The following is a 21,454-nucleotide window of genomic DNA, read 5'->3' on the forward strand; positions in this document are numbered from 1 at the left end:
TTAGTAGACCGGCCCCGTGTACTTCTCGCCCGGTCCCTGCCCAGGCGCGTCCGGCACGGCCGAAGCCTCGCGGAACGCCTTCTGCAGCGACTGCAGCCCGTCACGCAACGGGCCCGCGTGCAGGCCGAGGTACTCTGCCGAAGCGGTGACCAGCCCGGCGAGGGCGGTGATCAGGCGGCGGGCCTCGTCGAGGTCGCGGTGCGGTGAGCCGGCCGGGTCTTCGTCGGCGAGGCCGAGGCGTTCGGCGCCTGCGGAGAGCAGCATGACGGCCGCCCTGCTGATCACCTCGACGCTCGGGATGTCCTCCAGGTCGCGGACGTCCGGGGAATACGGGGGTTGCTGAACGGGTTCATCTGACACGTCTGGTACCCTTCCACGAGCGACCAGCCCCCGAGCGATCGGGGGCGGCAAGTGGAGCCCCGCTCCCACCCGTGTCACCGCCGCAACACCAGGTGTCCGGGTCCGGTCTCGCCAAAGACGATTTCGGGCGTCTGAGGCGGTGTGTTCGGTTCTGGAGATCGAACACGATCGGAAAGAGTGGGCCCCGCGTACCGGCACGGTACCGGGGCCTTAGGTATGTGGGCACCAGGTCGAAACGGTAGAAGAATTTACCTCGAACCAGGGAGGCCCCATCAGCTCCGAGACACGCATCAACGACCGAATCCGGGTACCGGAAGTCCGCCTCGTCGGACCCGCCGGTGAACAGGTCGGCATCGTCCGGATCGAAGATGCGCTGCGGCTGGCACAGGAGAACGATCTCGACCTCGTCGAGGTTGCTCCTCAGGCACGCCCGCCCGTATGCAAGCTCATGGACTTCGGCAAGTTCAAGTACGAGAGTGCGCAGAAGGCCCGCGAGTCCCGCCGCAACCAGCAGCTCACCGTCATCAAAGAGCAGAAGCTGCGGCCGAAGATCGACCAGCACGACTACGAGACCAAAAAGGGTCACGTGTCGCGGTTCCTGGCCGCCGGCAACAAGGTCAAGGTCACGATCATGTTCCGCGGTCGCGAGCAGTCCAGGCCGGAACTCGGTTTCCGCCTGCTGCAGAAGCTCGCCGACGAGGTGACCGAACTCGGTTTCGTCGAGTCGTCGCCGAAGCAGGACGGTCGCAACATGATCATGGTGTTGGCCCCGCACAAGAACGTGAAGCCGCCCAAGGCCGCGAAGGCTGCCAAGGACGAGTCGACCGAATCGTCCGAGCCGCCCGCCGACGCGTAGCGCCGACCAGCACATGTCGCGGCACACCGGAAAACACCGGTGTGCCGCCGCACGAAAGAGGACATACGTAATGCCGAAGATGAAGACGCACAGCGGGACGTCGAAGCGAGTTCGCGTCACGGGCACGGGCAAGCTGCGCCGCCAGAAGGCCGGCCGCCGCCACCTGATGGAGAAGAAGTCCAACAGGCTCACCCGTCGTCTCGAAGGCACCACCGAGATCGCCAAGAACGACGTCGGCCGCGTCAAGCGCCTTCTCGGCCGCTGACACCCCGCACTTTGTAAACGCCGGGCGCGCCAGCGCGCCCCCAGATCGACAGGATGGACCCAGTGGCACGCGTCAAGAGGGCTGTCAACGCCCAGAAGAAGCGTCGCGCGACTCTCGAGCTCGCCAGCGGCTACCGCGGCCAGCGTTCGCGGCTGTACCGCAAGGCGAAGGAGCAGACGCTTCACTCGCTGAACTACGCCTACCGGGACCGCCGTGCCCGCAAGGGTGACTTCCGCCAGCTGTGGATCACCCGCATCAACGCGGCCGCCCGCGCCAACGGCGTCACCTACAACCGCTTCATCCAGGGCCTCAAGGCCGCGGGTGTCGAGGTCGACCGCAAGATCCTCGCGGACCTCGCGGTCAACGACGCCGCCGCCTTCGCCGCGCTGGCCGAGCTGGCCAAGGCGAACGTGAACACCGAAGAGAAGAAGTCGGCCTGACCGGCCACAGCGCTCTTCCGCAACCCGGGGCTGCTCCGTTCACCGAACGGACGCCCCGGGTTGTTGCTGCGCGCAAGCTCACCCGCCGGGCCGAGCGGGAGAAAACGGGCCGGTTCCTCGCCGAGGGCGCGAACGCGGTCGAAGCCGCGCTCGCCCACGACGGCAAGGTGTACGAGCTGTTCGTGACCGAACGCGCCGCCGCGCAGCACGAGCGTCTGCTCGCCACCGCGCACGAGTCGGGCGTCCCGGTTTCGCCGATCACCGACCGCGCCGCCGACGGCCTGTCCGAGACCGTGACGCCGCAAGGCATCGTCGCGGTCTGCGCGCTCGTCGACCGTCCACAAGAGACCGTCCTCAAGCCGGGCGCGAAGCTCGTCGTCGTCCTCGTCGACGTCGCCGATCCCGGCAACGCGGGCACCGTGATCCGGGTCGCGGACGCCGCCGGCGCCGACGCGGTCGTCCTCGCCGGGGACAGTGTCGATCCGCACAACGGAAAATGCGTCCGCGCGGCCGCGGGCAGCCTGTTCCACCCCGCAATCACCCGGATCCGGGACGTCGACGCGGCCTTGAAGGCCTGCTCCGCCGCTGGTCTCCGCACTTTCGGCGCGCACGGCTACGCCGACACCGAGCTCGATCAGGTGTCCTTCGACCAGCCCGTCGCGTGGGTGTTCGGCAACGAGGCGCACGGGTTGCCGCAGAACGTCCTCGATGCCGTCGACCTCGCGGTCAAGATCCCGATGTACGGCCGCGCGGAGAGCCTGAACCTCGCCACGGCCGCGGCGATCTGTGTCTACACCAACGCGATGGCGCCGAACCGGGCTCGCTAAGCTACGGATTCCGTTGGCTTACTGGGGGAATCATGGGGCGTATCGCCCGTTCTTTCGCTCTGTTCGGCGCCTCCTGGCGCGTTCTGCGGTCCCGCAAGGAACTCGCGGTCTTCCCGATCCTGGCCTCCCTCGCGGGGTTGCTGGTCGCCGTGGTGTTCCTCGGGAGCGGTTACTGGATCTCCCACACCGAGATCGCCGACCACTCGCGGCTCACTCCCGGTTCGTACGTGATGATCGGCCTGTTCTACCTCGCGGCCGCGTTCGTCACGGTGTTCTTCAACGCCGCGCTCATTTCGCAGGCCGACGTCGCGCTGCGCGGTGACGACCCGCGCGTGGCCACCGGGCTGGCCGAGGCGGGCCGCCGGTGGCTGCCCCTGCTGGGCTGGTCGGTGGTGACGGCGACGGTTTCCCTGATCCTCCGGGAGATCGAGCAGCGGTTCGGTTTCATCGGCCTTCTCGTCGGCCGGTTGGTCGGTGCCGCCTGGAACCTCGTCACCTACCTCGTCCTGCCGGTGATGATGATCGAGGACGCCGGTGTCCGGCACGGGGCCAAGCGGTCGGCGGTGCTGCTCAAGCAGACCTGGGGTGAGCAGGCCGCCGGAAGGTTCGGCATCGGGCTGGTCGGCGTGCTGCTGACGCTGGCCGGATTCGCGGTCTTCATGGGCGCCGGGTTCCTGCTCGGCGGCACGATCACGATCGTCGTCTCCATCGGGATTTCACTCGTGTGGGCGTTCTTGGTCTCCATCCTCTGTACGACGCTGGCCGGGATCTACCAGACCGCGCTGTACCGCTACGCCGCCGACGGCATCGTCCCGGAGGCGTTCGGCAAGGTGGACTTCGAAGGCGCGTTCGCCACCCGCTGAGGCCGAAATCGATGGCCCGGGTGCCCGCGACCACGTAGAGTCGCGGGCACCACGCCGTCCGCACCACGACACCAAGGGAGCTCCCATGGAACGCACTGTTCGTTCCAGCACCTTGTTTACGGCGTAAAGCGCGTTCTTCGCACTCGCGAGTGACGGTGTGCCCAGCCCGAGGGTGATCGGGGGCCGCCGTTCGCTGTCCCATAGAATTCAGCAGCTGCTAAACCCATGTGTGCGCTCGCGTGCACCGGACCAGTCCCAGCGGACGCCGAGGAGTTATGTCCGAAGCCAACGACAAGCAGGACCCCCAGGCGGGGGCGCTCGCGCCGGATACGTTGACGGCCGCCGTCAAGCAGGCCGAGACGGATTTCGCGGCCGCGGCGGATCTCGACGCGCTGGCCGCGGTCAAGCCCGCCCACCTCGGGGACCAGTCTCCGCTGCTCCTCGCGCGCCGCGAGATCGGCGCCCTGCCGAAGCAGGAGAAGGCCGAGGCCGGGAAGCGGGTCAACGAAGCGCGCCAAGGCATTCAGGCCGCCTTCGACGCGCGCCGTGCCGTGCTCCAGGTCGAACGTGACGAAAAGGTGCTCCGCGAGGAGACCGTCGACGTCACGCTTCCGTGGGATCGGGTGCCCCGCGGTGCCCGGCACCCGATCGCGACCCTGTCGGAGCGCATCGCCGACGCCTTCGTCGCGATGGGCTACGAGGTCGCCGACGGTCCGGAACTCGAGGCCGAGTGGTTCAACTTCGACGCGCTGAACTTCGGCAAGGACCACCCCGCGCGCCAGCTGCAGGACACGTTCTACCTCGGCGAGGAGGACTCCGGGCTGGTGCTGCGGACGCACACCTCGCCGGTACAGGCCCGCACGCTGCTGCACCGTGACCTGCCCGTGTACGTCGTCTGCCCCGGCCGCACCTACCGGACCGACGAGCTCGACTCCACGCACACGCCGGTGTTCTCGCAGGTCGAAGGACTCGCGGTGGACAAGGGCCTGACGATGGCGCACCTCAAGGGCACCCTCGACGCCTTCGCCCGCACGATGTTCGGCGAAAGCTCGAAGACCCGCCTGCGCCCGCACTTCTTCCCGTTCACCGAGCCGTCGGCCGAGGTCGACGTCTGGTTCGAGGAGAAGAAGGGCGGCGCCGGCTGGGTCGAATGGGGCGGCTGCGGCATGGTCAACCCCAACGTCCTGCGTGCCTGCGGCGTCGATCCCGAGGTCTACTCGGGCTTCGCCTTCGGCATGGGTATCGAGCGCACCCTGCAGTTCCGCAACGGAATCCCGGACATGCGCGACATGGTGGAGGGCGACATCAGGTTCACCCTGCCCTTCGGAACGGAGGCCTGAGTGAAGGTCCCAGCCAGCTGGCTGACCGAACACCTCGACGTCGACGAGGAGGTCACGGCCCAGGATCTGGCCGACGCCTTCGTGCGCATCGGCATCGAGGTCGACGAGGTCCGCGCGCTCGAACCGGTCACCGGCCCGCTCGTGGTGGGCCGCGTTGCCGAGATCGAGGAGCTGACCGAGTTCAAGAAGCCGGTCCGTTTCTGCCGGGTCGACGTCGGCGAGTCCGGCGACGACGCTGACAACGCAGAGAAGCCCGACGAGAACGTCGACGACGATTCCGATGACGACGAGGGTCCCTTCGAGGACGACGGTCCCGCGGGGATCAGGACTCGCGGGATCATCTGCGGTGCCACGAACTTCGCCGAGGGTGACCTGGTCATCGTCGCGCTGCCCGGCACGGTGCTGCCCGGCGGCTTCGAGATCGGTTCGCGCAAGACCTACGGCCGGCTCAGCGACGGCATGATCTGCTCCGCGAGCGAGCTCGGCATCGGCGACGACCACTCCGGCATCCTGGTGCTGCCGCCGAGCACCGCCAGCCCGGGCGAAGACGCGAACAAGCTGCTGAACCTCGACGACACCGTCCTCGAAGTGACGCCGACCCCGGACCGCGGCTACACGTTGTCGGTCCGTGGCCTGGCCCGTGAGCTGTCCAACGCGCTCGACGTCCCGTTCGGCGACCCGGCGTCCATCGAGGTCCCGGTGGCCGAGAGTGACGCGTGGCCGGTGCACCTCGAGGACACCGATGGCTGCAAGCGGTTCGTGTTGCGCCGGGTCAAGGATCTCGACGCGACAGCGCCGACGCCGTGGTGGATGCGCCGCCGCCTGATGCTGGCCGGGATCCGCTCGATCTCGCTGGCGGTCGACGTGACCAACTACGTGATGCTCGAACTGGGTCATCCGCTGCACGCGTTCGCGACCGGGTCGGTCAAGGGCGATCTGGTGGTGCGCAAGGCGAAGCCGGGCGAGAAGCTGACCACTTTGGACGATGCCGAGCGCACTCTCGACCCGGACGACGTGGTGATCGCCGACGACAGCGGCGTCATCTCGCTGGCGGGCACGATGGGTGGCGCGTCGACCGAGATCACCCCCGAGAGCACCGACGTGCTGCTCGAGGCGGCGCACTGGGATCCGTCGTCGATCAGCCGGACGGCCCGCCGTCACAAGCTGTTCTCCGAGGCCGCCAAGCGTTTCGAGCGCTACACCGACCCGCAGCTGTGCGCGGTGGCCGTCGAATTCGCCGCGCGCCTGCTGCGTCAGTACGGCGACGGTTCGATCCTGCCCGGCCGCACCGACGAGGGTGGCGTCGAGCCGAACCAGCCGGTGACCATGCCGATCAGCCTGCCCGACCAGGTGGCCGGGGTGCGCTACGAGCGTGGCGTCACCGTCAGGCGACTCTCGCAGATCGGCTGCAAGGTCAACGTGGGCACGGCCGAGGACGGCACCGCGCTGGTGACCGCGATCCCGCCGAGCTGGCGCGGTGACCTGGTGCAGCCCGCCGACCTGGTCGAGGAGGTACTCCGGCTGGAGGGCTACGACAGCATCCCGTCGGTGCTGCCCGACGCCCCGGCCGGCCGCGGCCTCACCGACACGCAGCGCCGTCGCCGCTCGGTCGCACGTGCGCTGGCCGAGGCTGGCTACGTCGAGGTGCAGCCCTTCCCGTTCATCTCGGACTCGGTCTGGGATTCGTTCGGGCTGCCCGAAGACGACGTGCGCCGCAAGACCGTCAAGATCCGCAACCCGCTGGAAGCGGACAAGGACCGGATGGCGAGCACGCTGCTTCCCGGGCTGCTGGAGATGTTGCAGCGCAACATTTCCCGTGGCTTCAAGGACGTTTCGCTGTTCCACCTCGGACAGGTCGTGCTGCCCGGGCCGAACCCGATCCCGATGCCGGCGCTCGGAGTGGACCGGCGGCCGACCGACGAGGAGCTCGCGGTGCTGGAGGCGGCCGTCCCGCCGCAGCCGTTGCACGTCGCCGTCGTGCTCGCCGGCCAGCGTGCCCGCGCGGGCTGGTGGGGCGAGGGTGAGCAGGCGAACTGGGCCGACGCGGTGCAGGCCGCCCGGCTCGTGGCGCAGGCCGCCGGTGTCGAGCTGACCACGGCCGCGGCGGACCAGCCGCCGTGGCACCCCGGCCGCTGCGCGCAGCTGCGGGTGGGGCAGTGGCCCGTCGGCTACGCCGGTGAGCTGCACCCGAAGGTCGTCGAGGCGCTCGGGCTGCCGCCGCGCACCGTCGCGATGGAACTCGACCTGGACGCGATCCCGATCCCGGACGACCGTCCGGCGCCGCGGATCTCGGCGTACCCGCCGGTGCTGCTCGACGTCGCCCTCGTCGCCGAAACCGGTGTGCCGTCGGCGGATCTGGCCGAGGCGCTGCGCGAAGGCGCGGGCGAACTGCTCGAAGACATCACGCTGTTCGACTCCTACCAGGGTGAGCAGCTGGGCGAGGGCAAGCGTTCGATGGCGTACAAGCTGCGGTTCCGCGCCGCAGACCGCACGCTGACCGTCGACGAGGCCACCAAGGTCCGCGACGCCGCCGTCGCGGTCGCCGGTGAACGCTTCGGCGCGAGCCTGCGGACCTGATCCGGATCAGCGCGTGAAGGCCCCCTTCCCTCGGCTAAACCGAGGGAAGGGGGCCTTCACGCGTCAGGGGATGTGGCAAAGTGAGGACCCGTGCCACGTCCAGACGGTCGCTCCAGCATCCAAGCCATCGCACGTGCCCGGCTGAGCGACGGTTTCGTCGGGCGGGTCGGGGAACGCGACGGGTTCCGGGAGAATCTGGGGCTCCCGGAGGGCGACCGGCGCCGCCGGTACCTGTTCTCGGTGCACGGTCTCGCCGGGGTCGGCAAGACGTTCCTCCTGGAACAGCTTCGCGGTATCGCCGAAGAGTCCCGTGCCCTGGTCGGGTTCGCGGACGACCGGCAGCAGGATCTCCCGGCGACCCTGGTCAAACTCGCGAAGGACCTCGCGCGCGGCGGCCACGAGATGCGCCGGTTCGAGAAGCGCTACGAGTTCTACCTCAAGGCGCGAGAACGGCTGCACAGCGATCCGCAGGCACCGGCGGCAGGCCGTGCCCTGGTGACGAAGACCGTGGTCAAAGCCGGTCTCGGCGTGGCGAAGACCCTGCCCGGCGGGAGCATCGCCGCCGACGCGATCGACGCGGACGCGACGGCGAAACAGCTCGATCAGCTGCAGAGCTACCTCGCGGCCAAATTCAAGCGGAAGGCCGATGTCCAGCTGCTCTTGGATCCGGCGGAGGAGCTGACCAAGCCGTTCGTCGAGGATCTCTGGCGGCTTCCGGAATCGCGGCAGGTCACCCTGTTCTTCGACACCTTCGAGCGGACCGCGCAGGTGCTGGACACCTGGCTGTTCGACCTGTTCGGCGGTCTGTACGGCGAGCTCCCGCCGAACCTGATCCTCACCGTGGCGGGCCAGTTCCCGCTCGACAGGACGAAGTGGCTCCGGCACGAGTTGCTGACGCGGGAGATCGAACTTCGGCCGTTCACTGAACCTGAGGCGCGCCAGCTGCTCACCGAGCACGGGGTCACCGACGAGCAGGTGATCGAAGTCGTGTTGCGGCTCACCGACGGGCTGCCCGTGTTGGTCGCCATGCTGGCGCAGGGAAAGCCCGTCGAAGCGGACGCCGTCGGCGATCCCGGTGATGACGCCGTCAAGCGTTTCCTGCGCTGGGTGCCCGACGAGGAGAAGCGGGCACTCGCCGCGGTGGCCGCCTTGCCGCGTGTGCTGGACGAAGACGTCCTCGCCGTCCTGACCGGCCGGGAGTCCGCGGGGGAGACCTTCCGCTGGCTGCGGGAGCTGCCTTTCGTCGGGCGGCGGGAACTCCCGGTGCGCTACCACTCGGTCGTGCGCGGGCCGATGGTGCGGATGGAGCGCGGCCGCTCACCCGCAACGTTCGCCGACCAGCATCGGAAGCTCAGCGAGTACTACGAAGGCCGGTGCGCCGAACTCGGCCTCAGCCGCAATCGCGAAGCGTGGAACGACGAACGCTGGCAGCGAAGGAAACTCGAACAGACCTACCACCGGCTCTGCGGCGACCCGGCCGAGGCGCTGCCGGACGCCTTGGTGGGTGCCGCGGAGATGATCACCACCGGCACCGCTCCCGCTCGTGGCTGGGTGCGCATGATGGAGCAGGCGGGCATCGACGCGGACGCGCCCGCCGTCCTGCAGTGGGCGCAACGGCTGACCGCCGCCGTCGGCGACGGTGACGGTCCGCGTGAGATCCCGGTGCTCGACCTGCTCGTCGGCGCCGGGGAATTCGACGCGGCCAGGCTTTCGAAGGTGATCAGGCGGCGTGCCTGGGCCTACGAAGACCAGGACGACTTCGAGGCGGCGAAGCGGGACTTCGACCGGGCGCTCGACCTCAACCCCGCCGACGCCTACGCCTGGAGCGACCGAGGAAACCTCTTCCGCAACAACAGTGACTGGGAACGGGCGCTGGAGGATCTGAACCGGGCGATCGAACTCGATCCCACTTACGCTTTCTCGTGGCGTGGCCGTGGTTCCGCGCGCGCCGCACTCGGCGATCTCGAGGGCGCGATGGCGGATCTCGACGAAGCCGTCCGTCTCGAGCCCGAGCACGCGTGGGCCTACACCGCCCGGAGCGAGGTGTACGACAAGCGCGGAGAACCCCGGAAGGCGATTGGCGAACTCGACATCGCGATCCGGCTCGATCCCGACTATGCCTGGGCGATCGGTCAGCGGGCGATGTTGCTGTCCGAGCTGGGGGAGAACGAAGAGGCGCTCGCCGGATACCGGGCGGCTGTCGCGTTGCGCCCCAAGGGCGTCTACTACCTGACGCAGCTCGCGCGGTTCCTCGAGAAGATCGGGGACGCCGCCGCCGCGAAAGCCTTCGACGAGGTCGTCATGGTGGATCTCGACAACGCCAGCTCGCACGCGATCCGGGCGGGTTTCCACCACCGCGCCGGACGGCACCGGCTCGCGATCGACGGCTTCACCACCGCCATCCGGCTCGACCCGGACTACGAGTGGGCGTGTTACTGGCGTGGGCGGGTGCACGACGACCTGGGTGATCGTCAAGCCGCGCTCGCCGACTTCGAGCGGGCGATCGAGCTGGTCCCCGATGACGCCGAGAACCATTTACGGCGTGGGATGGCGCTGGTCCTGCTGAAAAAGCCCGGCGAGGCGCTGGAGGCGCTGAACCGCGCGATCGAACTCGCGTCCGCCGACGAATGGGTGCACACCTGGCGAGCGCTGGCCCACCGGGCCTTGGACGACAACACGACCGCCCTCACCGAAATCGACGCCGCCCTCGCGGCGAGTCCCGAGTTCGCCTTCTTCCACACCACCCGGGGCGACATTCTCGCGGACCTGGACCGTCATGAGGAAGCCCGGACCGCGCTGGACGAGGGCGCACGCCTGGGTCAGGACGAGGGCTACGCCTACTACCGGCGAGCCCGTCATCGTCTCCTCTTCGGCGATCTCGACGGCGCCTTGTCCGATGTGGACAGCGCGCTGGCCGACGGCCACGACGAGAGCGGCCGCGTCCTGCGCGCGGAGATCCACCGCCGGGCGGGGAAGTACGCGGAAGCCGTCCGGGAACTGCGCGAACTGGTCGTCCTCCACCCCGAAGACGTCGAGTACCGCGGGAACCTGGGAGAGGCCTTGCTGTTCGCCGGGGAGACGGACGAGGCGATGGAGGTCCTGAGTCCCGTCGCGCCGGAATCCTCCTGGGCCCACAACCTCCTCGCGCTGGTCTGGTTGAAGACCGGGCGGACCGAAGAGGCCGAGCGGCGGTTCAGCGAATCCCTCGAAGAAGCCGTCGTCTCGTCCACGGCCGACCCTCACGACTGGGACGCCAAGGTCCAGCCACTGTTCTATCTGCTGGCCCTGGGCCGCGCCGAAGAGGCGAAGCGTGCTCTCACGGACGTGATGGCGGAGGGGCCGCCTTCGGAAGTGCGGCTGGACCTCCTTCGTGACTTGAAGGAGACGGGCGAGCTGCTGCCCGGACTCGACGGGGTGATCGGGGAGCTGATCGCCCTCGTCCCGAGGCCGGTGCTCAACCGCCCAGATGCTTGAGCGCCTCCCTTCTGGACAAAGTGGACAGTGCCGGATGCGCGGTGACGAACGCGCGCACCCAGTCCGGCTCGGTCTTCGCGTACTCGCGGAGCGCCCAGCCGATTCCCTTGCGCAGGAAGAACTCCCTGTCGTCGATGTTCGCCTCGACGGCGCGGGTGAGGAGGTCGGTGTCCGTGCCGGTCTTGGCGCCGACCTGGTAGATCACCGCCGTGCGGCGGCGCCAGAGGTCCTCGTCGTACGCCCAGGTCAGCATCAGCGGGGTCACCGTCTCCGGTTCGGCCCGCAGGATCGGCCCGACCCGGCGGATGGCGACTTCGTCCACATAGTCCCACCACGCTCCGGTCACGATCATCTCCTCGTACAGTCCGAGCAGATCGCTGTCCTGCCAGCGGGCGTAGGCACGGTGACCGGAAAGGTCGATGGCCGCGTACCGCTCTTCGCGGAATTCCGCTTCACGCCACAAAGTGAGCACCGCGGTGGAGAAGCTCACTCGATCGGGTAGCGGATGTTCGGCGAAGAGCCGCTTCAGCAACGGCGCCCGCGCGGGTTTCTGCACCCCGAGGTACGGCATCTCCGACTTCATGTACGCCCGCATCGCCGGCGCCTTCGCCGGATCGGCCAGCCCGGCCAAACCGTTGCGAACCGCCGAAACCAGGCTTTTCACCTCGTCCACTCGCACTCCTCTCCCCGTGGGTGCGGCGAGCGTACGACAAAGGACCGACAAGACTGATATGCCCGGAACGGGGCACGGGATCCCGACTAAAGAGGGATGGCGGCCGACGTGTCGGTCAGCGAGATTGAAGCCGGTTCTCGGTAGCTTCGGCCCGACCGGGTCGAACGCGGACGAAAAGGAACACATGAAGAAATTCGTTGCCGCCCTGGCGGTCGCGGGGATCGGCGCCGGCACCATGGCGCTCGCTCCCTCCGCCACGGCCGCCTCGGCGTCGGACTTCGATCCGAAGCCCATCTCCTGGGGAGCCTGCACCCGTCCGAGCCTGGTGAAGGCCGGCGCGGAATGCGGTTCCCTCGAGGTCCCGTTGGACTACGCGAAGCCCGGCGGGGAGAAGGTCTCGATCGCCGTCTCGCGGGTGAAGCACAAGTCCGCCCAGTCGCAGGGCGTCATGATCGTCAACCCGGGTGGTCCCGGCGGTTCCGGTCTCGGCCTGTCGACCCTCGGGCGGGCCGTCCCCAAGAAGGCGGGTGAGGAGTACGACTGGATCGGCTTCGACCCGCGCGGGGTGGGGGAGAGCAAGCCGTCGCTGACCTGCGACGGCAACTACGCCTCCTACAACCGCCCGCAGTACGTGCCGACCACGCGCGCCCTCGAGAAGGCGTGGTTCGACAAGGCGAAGGGCTACGCGAAGGCGTGCGCCAAGAACGGCGCGATCCTCGAGCACATCAAGACCATCGATGTCGCGAAGGACGTCGACAGCCTGCGCAAGGCGCTGGGCGAGAAGCAGATCAACTACTACGGCTTCTCCTACGGCACCTACCTCGGCCAGGTCTACAGCACGCTGTTCCCGCAGAACGTGCGGCGGATGGTGTTCGACGGCACGGTCGACCCCCGCGACGTCTGGTACAAGGCGAACCTGAACCAGGACATCGCCTTCGACAAGAACATCAAGACCTACTTCGGCTGGCTCGCCAAGTACGACGACGTCTACCACCTCGGCAAGACCGCGTCCGCGGTCGAGAAGCTGTGGTACGCCGAGCAGAAGAAGCTGTATGACAAGCCCGCGGGCGGCGTCATCGGCGGTTCCGAGTGGACGGACATCTTCCTGCAGGCCGGCTACTACGTCTTCGGCTGGGAGGACATCGCGAACGCGTTCTCCGGCTGGGTGCACAAGGCCGACTGGCAGACCTTGAAGGGCCTGTACGACGACTCCAACCCGCCGGGCCAGGACAACGGGTACGCCGTGTACGCGGCCGTGCAGTGCACCGACGTGGCGTGGCCGCAGAACTGGAACCGCTGGAAGTTCGACAACTGGGTCACGCACTTCCGGGCCCCGTTCGAGACGTGGGGCAACGCCTGGTTCAACGCGCCTTGCCTCAACTGGCCCGCGAAGGCGGGCAAGCCGGTGGAGATCGACGGGCGCAAGGTGCCCGGCATCCTGCTGGTCAACGAGGAGAACGACGCCGCGACGCCGTACCCCGGCAGCCTCGAGATCCGCAAGCGCTACCCGAACTCCAGCCTGATCAGCGCGCCCGGCGGCACGACGCACTCGGGTTCGTTGTCCGGTGTGTCCTGTGTGGACGACAAGATCGCGGACTACCTGCTGACCGGGAAGCTGCCCGTGCGGAAGCCGGGCAGCGGCTCGGACGTGCAGTGCACCCCGGTGCCGCAGCCGGTTCCGGCTCCGGCCTCCGCTGCGCCCAAGTCCGATGTGCCGTCTCCCGCGGCTGAAGTGAAGAAGGAGGCGCTGGCTCAGGCCTTGCCTTTCTGAGCCTGGTCGCTTTCTGGATGCTCTGGTGCCCCGCTTCGGATCCGTTCCGAAGCGGGGCTTTTCTTGGGACCTTCCCCGCCGCGTTTAGTCCTCTAAATGCGCCTGGTCGCGTGCCGTGACCGGCACCCTGTCGTCCCGGACGGTGCTCAAAGGACCGGTCATCCACCGTCCGGTGCCGATTTCCCGTCGCCGCGCCGGGGAATTGTCGGGGCCGCCCGTTAGCGTCCCCGGCATGACCATCGTCGAAGAGCACCGGACCGAGATCCGCGTGCAGGACACCGTTTATCGCATCGAGGTCGCCGCCCGTGAGGGTGGCGGCGCGGCCGGGGAAGACCGCTGGGTGACCGTCCTGGTCGGCGGAGCCGGACCGCAGGAGGAGCCTGTCGCCGAAGGCAGGCTCGACATCGACGCCGAGGCCGTACCGGCCTTGGCGACCGTCCTTTCCGACACGCTGATGGCGTTCGCCGGGCGGAGCACCGGCCGCCGAAGATCGGCCGACCGCCCCGCGCATCAGGGCCTGCCCTGGTCCGAAGAGCTGGACGCCGAACTGGAAAGCCGTTGGCTGGCCGGGGAAAGCGTCGAGGAGATCGCGCGGCGGTTCGAACGATCGCCGGGCGGGATCCGGGCCAGGCTCCCCAGGGTCGGCTGCGACCCGGAGCGCCGGGGCGCGTATCTCCCGATCCCGCCGAGCAGACGAGAGGCGGGTGAACTCGGCTGAACCCGGGCGGCCGCGAGGGCCCAGTGTTCTCGCGGCCGCCGTCAGTCCACTGTGGACGCCGTCGCGCGGTTCGCCCGCGCCGCCATCTCCCGGAGGTGGCCGATCAGTTCCGGTGGTTCGTGCACGGTGAATTCGCAGCCGAGCCCCAAGAGCCGGAACGCGAGCCAGTCGAGGGTGTCGGCGCCCGCGTTCAGGACGCAGGTCTCGTCGTCGACCGGTTCGACTTCGCCGACGGCGTCCCCGATCGCGGGGGCGATCTGGTTCATCGGCGCGTGCAGGGTCACGCGTGCGCTATAGGTGGGAAGGAGGCTGTACATCCTGTCGGTGACATAGGCCGCCACGTCGTCCGCGGGAGGTTGTCGCGGGGTGGCCCGGCCGCCGGTCGCTCGCGGTCCGGAGATCCGGTCCACACGGAAGATCCGCCAGTCGTCGCGGTCGAGGTCGTAGCCGAGGAGGTACCAGCGGCGCCCGGCCGAGACGAGCCGGTGCGGTTCGACGTGCCGCCGGGATTCGGTCCCGTCGCCCGTCTGATAGGCGAACCGGGCCCGTTCGGTGTTCGCGATCGCGCCCGCGAAGACGGTGAGGTGCTCCGGGTCCACCGTGGGGCCGGTGCCGGGCAGCGGCACCGTCGCGGCGCCCAGCGCGCCGACGCGATAGCGCAGTCGCGAGGGCAGCACCTGCTCGAGTTTCGCCAGCGCCCGCACCGAAGACTCCTCGATCCCCGAGATCGCTTGCCCCGCGGCACCCCGGAGACCGACCGCGATCGCGACGGCCTCCTCGTCGTCGAGCAGCAACGGCGGCATCGCCGCGCCCGCGCCCAGCCGGTAGCCGCCGTCGGAGCCTCGTGACGCTTCGACGGGGTAACCGAGCTCACGCAGCCTGTCGATGTCGCGCCGGATGGTCCGCTGGCTGACCTCGAGCCGTTCCGCGAGCTCGCTGCCAGGCCACTCGCGCGGTGTCTGCAAGAGCGACAACAGGCTGAGCAACCGGGCGGGCGTGTCTGTCATGCGGCAAGGATGCCCCGTATAAGGGACAGGGGCTGACCTGGTTCGGGTGAGCCGCACGACTTTGTTTGATTGAACTTGCACGGCTGTGCATAATCATTCGTATGACGGTGAAGATCGCGGTTGCCGGAGCCAGCGGGTACGCGGGTGGCGAACTCCTGCGCCTGCTGCTGACCCACCCCGAAGTCCAGATCGGCGCGCTGACCGCGGCCAGTTCCGCGGGGACGCCGCTCGTCCGGCACCAGCCGCACCTCGCGCCGCTGGCGGACCGTGTCCTGCTGGAGACGACCCCGGAGACCCTGGCCGGGCACGACGTCGTCTTCCTCGCCCTGCCGCACGGCCACTCCGGGGCCATCGCCGCGCAACTGGGCCCGGACGTCCTGGTGGTCGACCTCGGCGCGGACCACCGCCTCGCGGACGCGGCCGACTGGCAGCGCTGGTACGGCGGTGACCACGCCGGACAGTGGCCGTACGGGCTCCCGGAACTCCCCGGCGCCCGCGAGCGCCTCGCCGGGGCGAAACGCGTCGCGGTCCCGGGCTGCTTCCCGACCGGCGGTTCGCTCGCCCTCGCCCCGGCCTTCGCCGCGGGCCTGATCGAGCCGGAGGTCAACGTCGTCGCCGTGACAGGGACCTCGGGCGCGGGCAAGAGCCTCAAGCCGAACCTCCTCGGTTCGGAGGTGATGGGTTCGGCCACCGCGTACGGCGTCGGCGGAGCCCATCGCCACACTCCCGAGTTCGCGCAGAACCTCTCGGCGATCTCGGGGGAGCGGGTCAAGGTCTCGTTCACCCCCGTGCTGGCCCCGATGCCGCGCGGGATCCTCACCACGGCGAGCGCCGCGCTCAAGTCCGGCTTGGACGCAGACGGCGCCCGCGCGGTGTACGAAAAGGCCTACGCCGCCGAGCCGTTCGTCCAGGTACTGCCTCCGGGCCAGTGGCCGTCGACGGCCTCGGTGGTTGGCTCGAACAACGTCCAGCTGCAGGTCACCGTCGACGCCGACACCCGGCGCCTGATCGTGGTCGCGGCCATCGACAACCTCACCAAGGGCACCGCGGGAGGCGCCGTCCAGTCGATGAACCTCGCGCTGGGCCTCCCCGAAACCACCGGACTACCGACCGTAGGAGTCGCTCCGTGACCGTCACCCAGCCGAAGGGATTCCGTGCCGCGGGCGTCGCCGCCGGGATCAAGGCCGAGGGCAAGCTCGATCTCGCACTCGTCGTCAACGACGGGCCGCTGCAGGTCGCGGCCGGCGTGTTCACGCGCAACGTGATCAAGGCCGCGCCCGTCCTGTGGTCGCAAGAGGTGCTCAAGCAGCGGCGCCTCAAGGCCGTCGTCCTCAACTCCGGCGGCGCGAACGCCGCCACCGGCCCCGGCGGTTTCCAGGACACCCACAAGACCGCCGAGAAGGTCGCCGGGCTCCTCGAGGCGGGCGCGATCGAGGTCGCGGTCTGCTCGACCGGCCTGATCGGTGAGCGGTTGCCGATGGACGCGCTGCTCTCCGGCGTGGACACCGCCTTCGGGGCACTCGGCACCGGCACCGGATCCGCCCTCGACGCCGCCACCGCGGTCATGACCACCGACAGCAAGCCGAAGCAGGCCGTCGCGGAACACGAAAGCGGCTGGAGTGTCGGCGGGTTCGCCAAGGGCGCCGGAATGCTCGCCCCGAACCTCGCGACGATGCTCTCGGTCCTCACCACCGACGCGGTCGTCACGCCCGAGGTCCTCGACAGGGCCCTGCGCGCCGCCACCGGCGTCACCTTCGACAGGCTCGACGTCGACGGCGGCACCTCCACCAACGACACCGTGCTCGTCCTCGCGTCCGGCGCGAGTGGCGTCGAGCCGACCGAAGCCGAACTGACCGAACTGCTCACCGCCGTCAGCCTCGACCTCGTGCTGCAACTGCGCGCGGACTCCGAAGGCGCGACCAAGCACGTCGACGTCACGGTCACCGGCGCGGCGAGCGCGGCCGACGCCATCGCCGTCGGCCGGACGATCGCCGAGGACAACCTGGTCAAGACCGCGCTGTTCGGTTCGGACCCGAACTGGGGCCGGATCGCCATGGCGCTGGGCCGGGTACCCGCGGAGATCGATCCGGAGAAGGTCGCCATCACGATCAACGGCGTCACCCTGTTCGCCAAGGGCACCCCCGCCGCGGACCGCTCCGAGGCGGATCTCTCGGGCCGCGACATCCAGATCGTCGTCGACCTCGGCCTCGGTGAAGGCGAAGCGACGATCTACACGACCGACCTCTCGCACGCCTACGTCGAAGAGAACAGCGCGTACTCGTCATGAGCCCTTCCGAATCCACGGTCCCCGCGGACGAGCGGCTCGCGACGGCCGCCGAGAAGGCCTCGATCCTCATCGAGGCGCTGCCCTGGCTGCAGCGTTTCCATGGCGCCACCGTCGTGGTGAAGTACGGCGGCAACGCCATGATCGACGAGAGCCTCAAGCAGGCCTTCGCCGAGGACATGGTGTTCCTGCGCATGGCCGGGCTGCGGCCGGTGGTGGTGCACGGTGGCGGTCCGCAGATCACCGCGATGCTCAATCGGCTCGGCGTCGAAGGCGAGTTCAAGGGCGGCCTGCGCGTCACCACCCCCGAGACGATGGACATCGTCCGCATGGTGCTGACCGGCCAGGTCAGCCGCGAACTGGTCGGGCTGATCAACGCGCACGGCCCGTACGCGGTCGGCATCTCCGGCGAGGACGCGCGGCTCTTCACCGCCGAGCGCAAACAGGCCACCGTGGACGGTGTGCCGGTCGACATCGGGCTCGTCGGCGAGGTTTCCGAGGTCAACCCGGACGCGGTGCTCGACATCGTCAACGCGGGCCGGATCCCGGTGGTGTCCACCGTGGCCCCGGACGTCGACGGCGTCGTGCACAACATCAACGCCGACACCGCCGCCGGTGCGCTGGCCGCCGCGCTGGGCGCGGAGAAACTCGTCGTGCTCACCGACGTCGAAGGCCTCTACGCCAACTGGCCCGACCGCGGTTCGCTGGTCGACCGGATCCGCGTGGACCGCCTCGAAGCGCTGCTGCCCGGCCTCGCCAGCGGCATGATCCCCAAGATGGAGGCCTGCGTGCGCGCCATCCGCGGCGGTGTCCGCCGCGCGCACGTGATCGACGGCCGGATCGCCCATTCGGTGCTGCTGGAGGTCTTCACCTCCCGCGGCATCGGTACCATGGTCTTCCCCGAAACGGAGCTCCCGTGACGACCCTCAAGTCCAATGTAGACGGCCAGGAGCACTGGAAGTCCTCGCTCATGGACAACTACGGCACCCCGGCGCTGACCCTGGTCCGCGGCGAGGGCGCGAAGGTCTGGGACGCCGACGGCAAACCGTACATCGACCTGCTGGGCGGGATCGCGGTCAACGCGCTGGGCCACGCTCACCCCGCCGTGGTCGCCGCGGTCTCCGAACAGGTCGCGAAACTCGGGCACACTTCGAACCTCTACGTGAACCCGGTCGTCGTCGAATTCGCCGAAACCATCCTGGACGTCGCCGGCCTGTCCGGGAACGCGAAGGTGCTGTTCGTCAACTCGGGCGCGGAGGCCAACGAAGCCGCGCTGAAACTCAGCAGGCTTACCGGTCGCGAGAAGATCGTCGCCTGTGAGGGTGCTTTCCACGGCCGCACCATGGGCGCGCTGACGCTGACCGGTCAGCCGTCGAAACGCGACCCGTTCGCACCGCTGCTCCCGGGCGTGACCCACGTTCCTTATGGTGACGTCGACGCGCTTCGCGCCGCGGTGGACACCGACACCGCGGCGGTCTTCCTCGAGCCGATCCTCGGGGAGGCGGGTGTCGTCCCGGCGCCGGACGGCTACCTCCAGGCCGCGCGGGAGATCACCAAAGCGACCGGCACCCTGCTGGTCCTCGACGAGGTGCAGACCGGCATCGGCCGCACCGGCGCGTGGTTCGCCTTCCAGCACACCGGCATCGTCCCGGACGTCATCACCCTGGCCAAGGGCCTCGGCGGCGGCCTTCCGCTCGGCGCGGTCATCGGCGTCGGCGTGGCGGGCGACCTGATGAAGCCCGGTCAGCACGGCACCACTTTCGGCGGCAACCCGATCTGCTGTGCCGCCGGGCTCGCCGTGCTCAAGACCATCGCCAAGGACAACCTGAACGACCACGTTTCCGCGCTGGGCAAGGACATCGCCTCTCGCGTCGAAGAGCTCGGCCACCCGCTGGTGGCCGGGGTCCGCGGGGCCGGGTTGCTGCTCGGCATCGCGTTGCGCGAACCGGTCTCGGCGGCGGTCGCCAAGGCCGCGCAGGAGGCGGGCTACCTGGTCAACCCGATCGCCCCCGACACCATCCGGCTGGCACCACCGCTGATCCTGAGCGCCGACGAGGCCAACGGATTCCTCGAAGCCCTTCCCGGGGCGCTCGATTCCACCACCACCTAGGACAGAGACGAACCCATGCTCCGCAACTTTCTCCGCGACGACGATCTCAGCCCCGCCGAACAGGCCGAGATCCTGGACCTCGCCGACCAGTTGAAGGCCGAGCCGCTGAGCTCCCGCGCGTTGGAGGGCAAGTCCGTCGCGGCGATCTTCGAGAAGAACTCCACCCGGACCAGGTTCTCGTTCGAGGTGGGCATCTCCCAGCTCGGCGGGCATCCGGTGATCGTCGACGGGCGCTCGATGCAGCTCGGCCGCGAAGAGACCATCGAGGACACCTCGCGGGTGCTTTCGCGGTACCTGGACGCGATCGTCTGGCGGACCTTCGCCCAGAAGCGCATCGACGCGATGGCGTCGGCGGCGAGCATCCCGGTGATCAACGCGCTCACCGACGAGTTCCACCCGTGCCAGGTGCTCACCGATCTGATGACCATCCGTGAACGCAAGGGCAAGCTCGCCGGGCTCACCCTGGTCTACCTCGGCGACGGTGCCAACAACATGGCGCATTCGCTGCTGCTGGGCGGGACCACGGCCGGGATGCACGTCCGCGTCGTCTCGCCGGAGGGCTTCCAGCCGGATCAGCAGGTCATGCTCGACGCCAAGCACCGTTCGAGCGAAACCGGCGGCAGCACCACGGTCTTCACCGATCCCTACGCCGCTGTCGAAGGCGCGGACGTCGTCGTCACCGACACCTGGACCTCGATGGGCCAGGAGAACGACGGCCTCGACCGCGTCGGCCCCTTCCGTGAGCTGCAGGTCAACGCCGCGCTGATGCGCCGCGCCGCGGACGAGGCGATCGTGCTGCACTGCCTGCCCGCGCACCGCGGCTGGGAGATCACCGACGAGGTCATCGACGGCCCGGCCAGCGCGGTCTGGGACGAGGCCGAGAACCGGCTGCACGCGCAGAAGGCGCTGCTGGTGTGGCTCCTGGGCAAGGAGGCATCGTGAGCCACATTGGCGAAGCCTCGCTCGCGCATGCCGACCGGGTGCGGGTGTCCCGCACTGGCACAGAGAAGCGACGATGACCGGCAGCAGAGTCACCCGGCAGGCACGGATCACCGAACTCGTGTCCACGATGGCCATCCGCAGCCAGACGGAGCTCGCGAAGCTCCTGGCGGCGGAAGGCATCGACGTCACCCAGGCGACGCTTTCGCGGGACCTCGACGAACTGGGCGCGGTCAAGCTGCGGGGCGCCGACTCCGGCGCGCCGGTTTACGTCATCCCGGAGGACGGCAGTCCGGTCCGCGGGGTGCAGGGCGGCACGTCCCGGCTTTCGCGGCTGCTCGCCGAACTGCTCGTTTCGGCGGACTCGTCGGGGAACCTGACGGTGCTGCGCACTCCGCCGGGGGCGGCGCAGTTTCTTGCCAGCGCCATCGACAGGGCGGCGCTGGAAGAGGTCGTCGGATCGATCGCCGGCGACGACACGGTCGCGGTGATCGCGAGGGAACCGTTGTCCGGCAAGGACCTGGCCGAGCGTTTCATGGCGCTGGCCCGACGGTCGTCCACAGTGGACGGCGGTGAGGAGACCGAAGGTGACGCCTGACGGGTTCGCCTTCCCGGATGATCCGGAGAAGCTGGTCGTCACCTTCGACGAGGGGGTGCCGGTCGCCATCGACGGGGAGACCGTGACCCTGCTGGAGGCCTTCCAACAGGTGAACCGCCGTGTCGGCGCCTTCGGACTCAAAGGACGCGAGATCTACGAGAGCCCTGGCGCGCTCGCGTTGGTCACCGCGCACGACGAACTGGAGAAGATCAGTATCGGGCGGGTGTCAGGCGAAGTCCGCCTGGTCCTGCACCGCGGGAACGCGGTCGTGAACTCCGCGCGCGACGAGCGCACACTGTACGACTTCAGCACAGGCACTACGTTCGACCAGTCAGTCGCCTGAAGAAAAGAA

Annotated in this window: 20 protein-coding genes; 17 read left to right on the forward strand and 3 right to left on the reverse strand. The window is 69.1% G+C overall.

The window, feature by feature from the left end; genetic code table 11:
* Positions 1 to 360 (reverse strand): DUF1844 domain-containing protein, encoded by a 360-nt coding sequence (locus tag ACZ5IK_RS30160; protein ID WP_276361948.1) that lies wholly within the window; start codon positions 358 to 360, stop codon positions 1 to 3.
* Between the two features lie 271 nt (positions 361 to 631).
* On the opposite strand from ACZ5IK_RS30160, the gene infC reads away from it, so the two are divergent.
* The 8 genes from infC to ACZ5IK_RS30200 all read left to right on the forward strand — a co-directional run bounded on the left by infC (position 632) and on the right by ACZ5IK_RS30200 (position 11,002).
* On the forward strand, positions 632 to 1,216 hold the full coding sequence (gene infC, locus ACZ5IK_RS30165) for a translation initiation factor IF-3 (RefSeq protein WP_101608768.1): 585 nt from the start codon (positions 632 to 634) through the stop codon (positions 1,214 to 1,216).
* A gap of 70 nt (positions 1,217 to 1,286) precedes the next feature.
* Positions 1,287 to 1,481, forward strand: coding sequence for a 50S ribosomal protein L35 (rpmI, locus tag ACZ5IK_RS30170; RefSeq protein WP_005163285.1), 195 nt, complete (start codon positions 1,287 to 1,289; stop codon positions 1,479 to 1,481).
* A gap of 62 nt (positions 1,482 to 1,543) precedes the next feature.
* On the forward strand, positions 1,544 to 1,921 hold the full coding sequence (rplT, locus tag ACZ5IK_RS30175; RefSeq protein WP_465490790.1) for a 50S ribosomal protein L20: 378 nt from the start codon (positions 1,544 to 1,546) through the stop codon (positions 1,919 to 1,921).
* A complete protein-coding gene (locus ACZ5IK_RS30180) occupies positions 1,918 to 2,748 on the forward strand; it encodes a TrmH family RNA methyltransferase (RefSeq protein WP_465490815.1) in 831 nt (276 codons plus the stop codon). Before rplT ends, ACZ5IK_RS30180 begins: the two co-directional genes overlap by 4 nt.
* A gap of 32 nt (positions 2,749 to 2,780) precedes the next feature.
* Positions 2,781 to 3,611, forward strand: a complete 831-nt coding sequence (locus ACZ5IK_RS30185; protein ID WP_465490791.1) for a DUF6159 family protein — start codon at positions 2,781 to 2,783, stop codon at positions 3,609 to 3,611.
* 275 nt (positions 3,612 to 3,886) lie between these two features.
* A complete protein-coding gene (pheS, locus tag ACZ5IK_RS30190; RefSeq protein ID WP_101608766.1) occupies positions 3,887 to 4,951 on the forward strand; it encodes a phenylalanine--tRNA ligase subunit alpha in 1,065 nt (354 codons plus the stop codon).
* Entirely contained in the window at positions 4,952 to 7,528 is a 2,577-nt protein-coding gene (gene pheT / locus ACZ5IK_RS30195) for a phenylalanine--tRNA ligase subunit beta (protein WP_465490792.1), read from the forward strand.
* A 90-nt stretch (positions 7,529 to 7,618) separates the two neighbouring features.
* Positions 7,619 to 11,002, forward strand: a complete 3,384-nt coding sequence (locus ACZ5IK_RS30200) for a tetratricopeptide repeat protein (RefSeq protein WP_465490793.1) — start codon at positions 7,619 to 7,621, stop codon at positions 11,000 to 11,002.
* Here ACZ5IK_RS30200 and ACZ5IK_RS30205 read toward each other — a convergent pair.
* Positions 10,983 to 11,675 (reverse strand): DNA alkylation repair protein, encoded by a 693-nt coding sequence (locus tag ACZ5IK_RS30205; protein WP_465490794.1) that lies wholly within the window; start codon positions 11,673 to 11,675, stop codon positions 10,983 to 10,985. The genes ACZ5IK_RS30200 and ACZ5IK_RS30205 overlap by 20 nt on opposite strands.
* A 184-nt stretch (positions 11,676 to 11,859) precedes the next feature.
* Between ACZ5IK_RS30205 and ACZ5IK_RS30210 the strand changes: the two genes are divergently transcribed.
* Positions 11,860 to 13,446, forward strand: coding sequence for an alpha/beta hydrolase (locus ACZ5IK_RS30210; protein ID WP_465490795.1), 1,587 nt, complete (start codon positions 11,860 to 11,862; stop codon positions 13,444 to 13,446).
* Between the two features lie 232 nt (positions 13,447 to 13,678).
* Positions 13,679 to 14,164, forward strand: a complete 486-nt coding sequence (locus tag ACZ5IK_RS30215; protein ID WP_465490796.1) for a helix-turn-helix domain containing protein — start codon at positions 13,679 to 13,681, stop codon at positions 14,162 to 14,164.
* A 41-nt stretch (positions 14,165 to 14,205) separates the two neighbouring features.
* Here the strand turns inward: ACZ5IK_RS30215 and ACZ5IK_RS30220 are convergent, their stop codons facing one another.
* Entirely contained in the window at positions 14,206 to 15,171 is a 966-nt protein-coding gene (locus ACZ5IK_RS30220; RefSeq protein WP_465490797.1) for a helix-turn-helix transcriptional regulator, read from the reverse strand.
* Between the two features lie 101 nt (positions 15,172 to 15,272).
* Between ACZ5IK_RS30220 and argC the strand changes: the two genes are divergently transcribed.
* The 7 genes from argC (at position 15,273) to ACZ5IK_RS30255 (ending at position 21,445) form a co-directional block, all read left to right on the forward strand.
* Positions 15,273 to 16,301: an N-acetyl-gamma-glutamyl-phosphate reductase gene (gene argC / locus ACZ5IK_RS30225; RefSeq protein ID WP_465490798.1), complete on the forward strand. Its 1,029-nt coding sequence runs from the start codon at positions 15,273 to 15,275 to the stop codon at positions 16,299 to 16,301.
* On the forward strand, positions 16,298 to 17,458 hold the full coding sequence (gene argJ / locus ACZ5IK_RS30230) for a bifunctional glutamate N-acetyltransferase/amino-acid acetyltransferase ArgJ (protein WP_465490799.1): 1,161 nt from the start codon (positions 16,298 to 16,300) through the stop codon (positions 17,456 to 17,458). The genes argC and argJ overlap by 4 nt, the downstream gene beginning before the upstream one ends.
* Entirely contained in the window at positions 17,455 to 18,375 is a 921-nt protein-coding gene (gene argB, locus ACZ5IK_RS30235; protein WP_465490800.1) for an acetylglutamate kinase, read from the forward strand. The genes argJ and argB overlap by 4 nt, the downstream gene beginning before the upstream one ends.
* On the forward strand, positions 18,372 to 19,565 hold the full coding sequence (locus tag ACZ5IK_RS30240; RefSeq protein WP_465490801.1) for an acetylornithine transaminase: 1,194 nt from the start codon (positions 18,372 to 18,374) through the stop codon (positions 19,563 to 19,565). The genes argB and ACZ5IK_RS30240 overlap by 4 nt, the downstream gene beginning before the upstream one ends.
* A 15-nt stretch (positions 19,566 to 19,580) precedes the next feature.
* Positions 19,581 to 20,507 carry an ornithine carbamoyltransferase gene (gene argF / locus ACZ5IK_RS30245; protein ID WP_465490802.1) on the forward strand — a complete coding sequence of 309 codons (927 nt, stop codon included), beginning with the start codon at positions 19,581 to 19,583 and terminating at the stop codon, positions 20,505 to 20,507.
* Positions 20,508 to 20,580: 73 nt separating this feature from the next.
* Positions 20,581 to 21,102, forward strand: coding sequence for an arginine repressor (locus ACZ5IK_RS30250; RefSeq protein WP_034321647.1), 522 nt, complete (start codon positions 20,581 to 20,583; stop codon positions 21,100 to 21,102).
* A complete protein-coding gene (locus tag ACZ5IK_RS30255; protein ID WP_465490803.1) occupies positions 21,092 to 21,445 on the forward strand; it encodes an argininosuccinate synthase in 354 nt (117 codons plus the stop codon). The genes ACZ5IK_RS30250 and ACZ5IK_RS30255 overlap by 11 nt, the downstream gene beginning before the upstream one ends.
* The last annotated feature ends 9 nt before the right edge of the window (positions 21,446 to 21,454 follow it).

It is taken from the genome of Amycolatopsis sp. NPDC031561 (genome assembly GCF_055580625.1).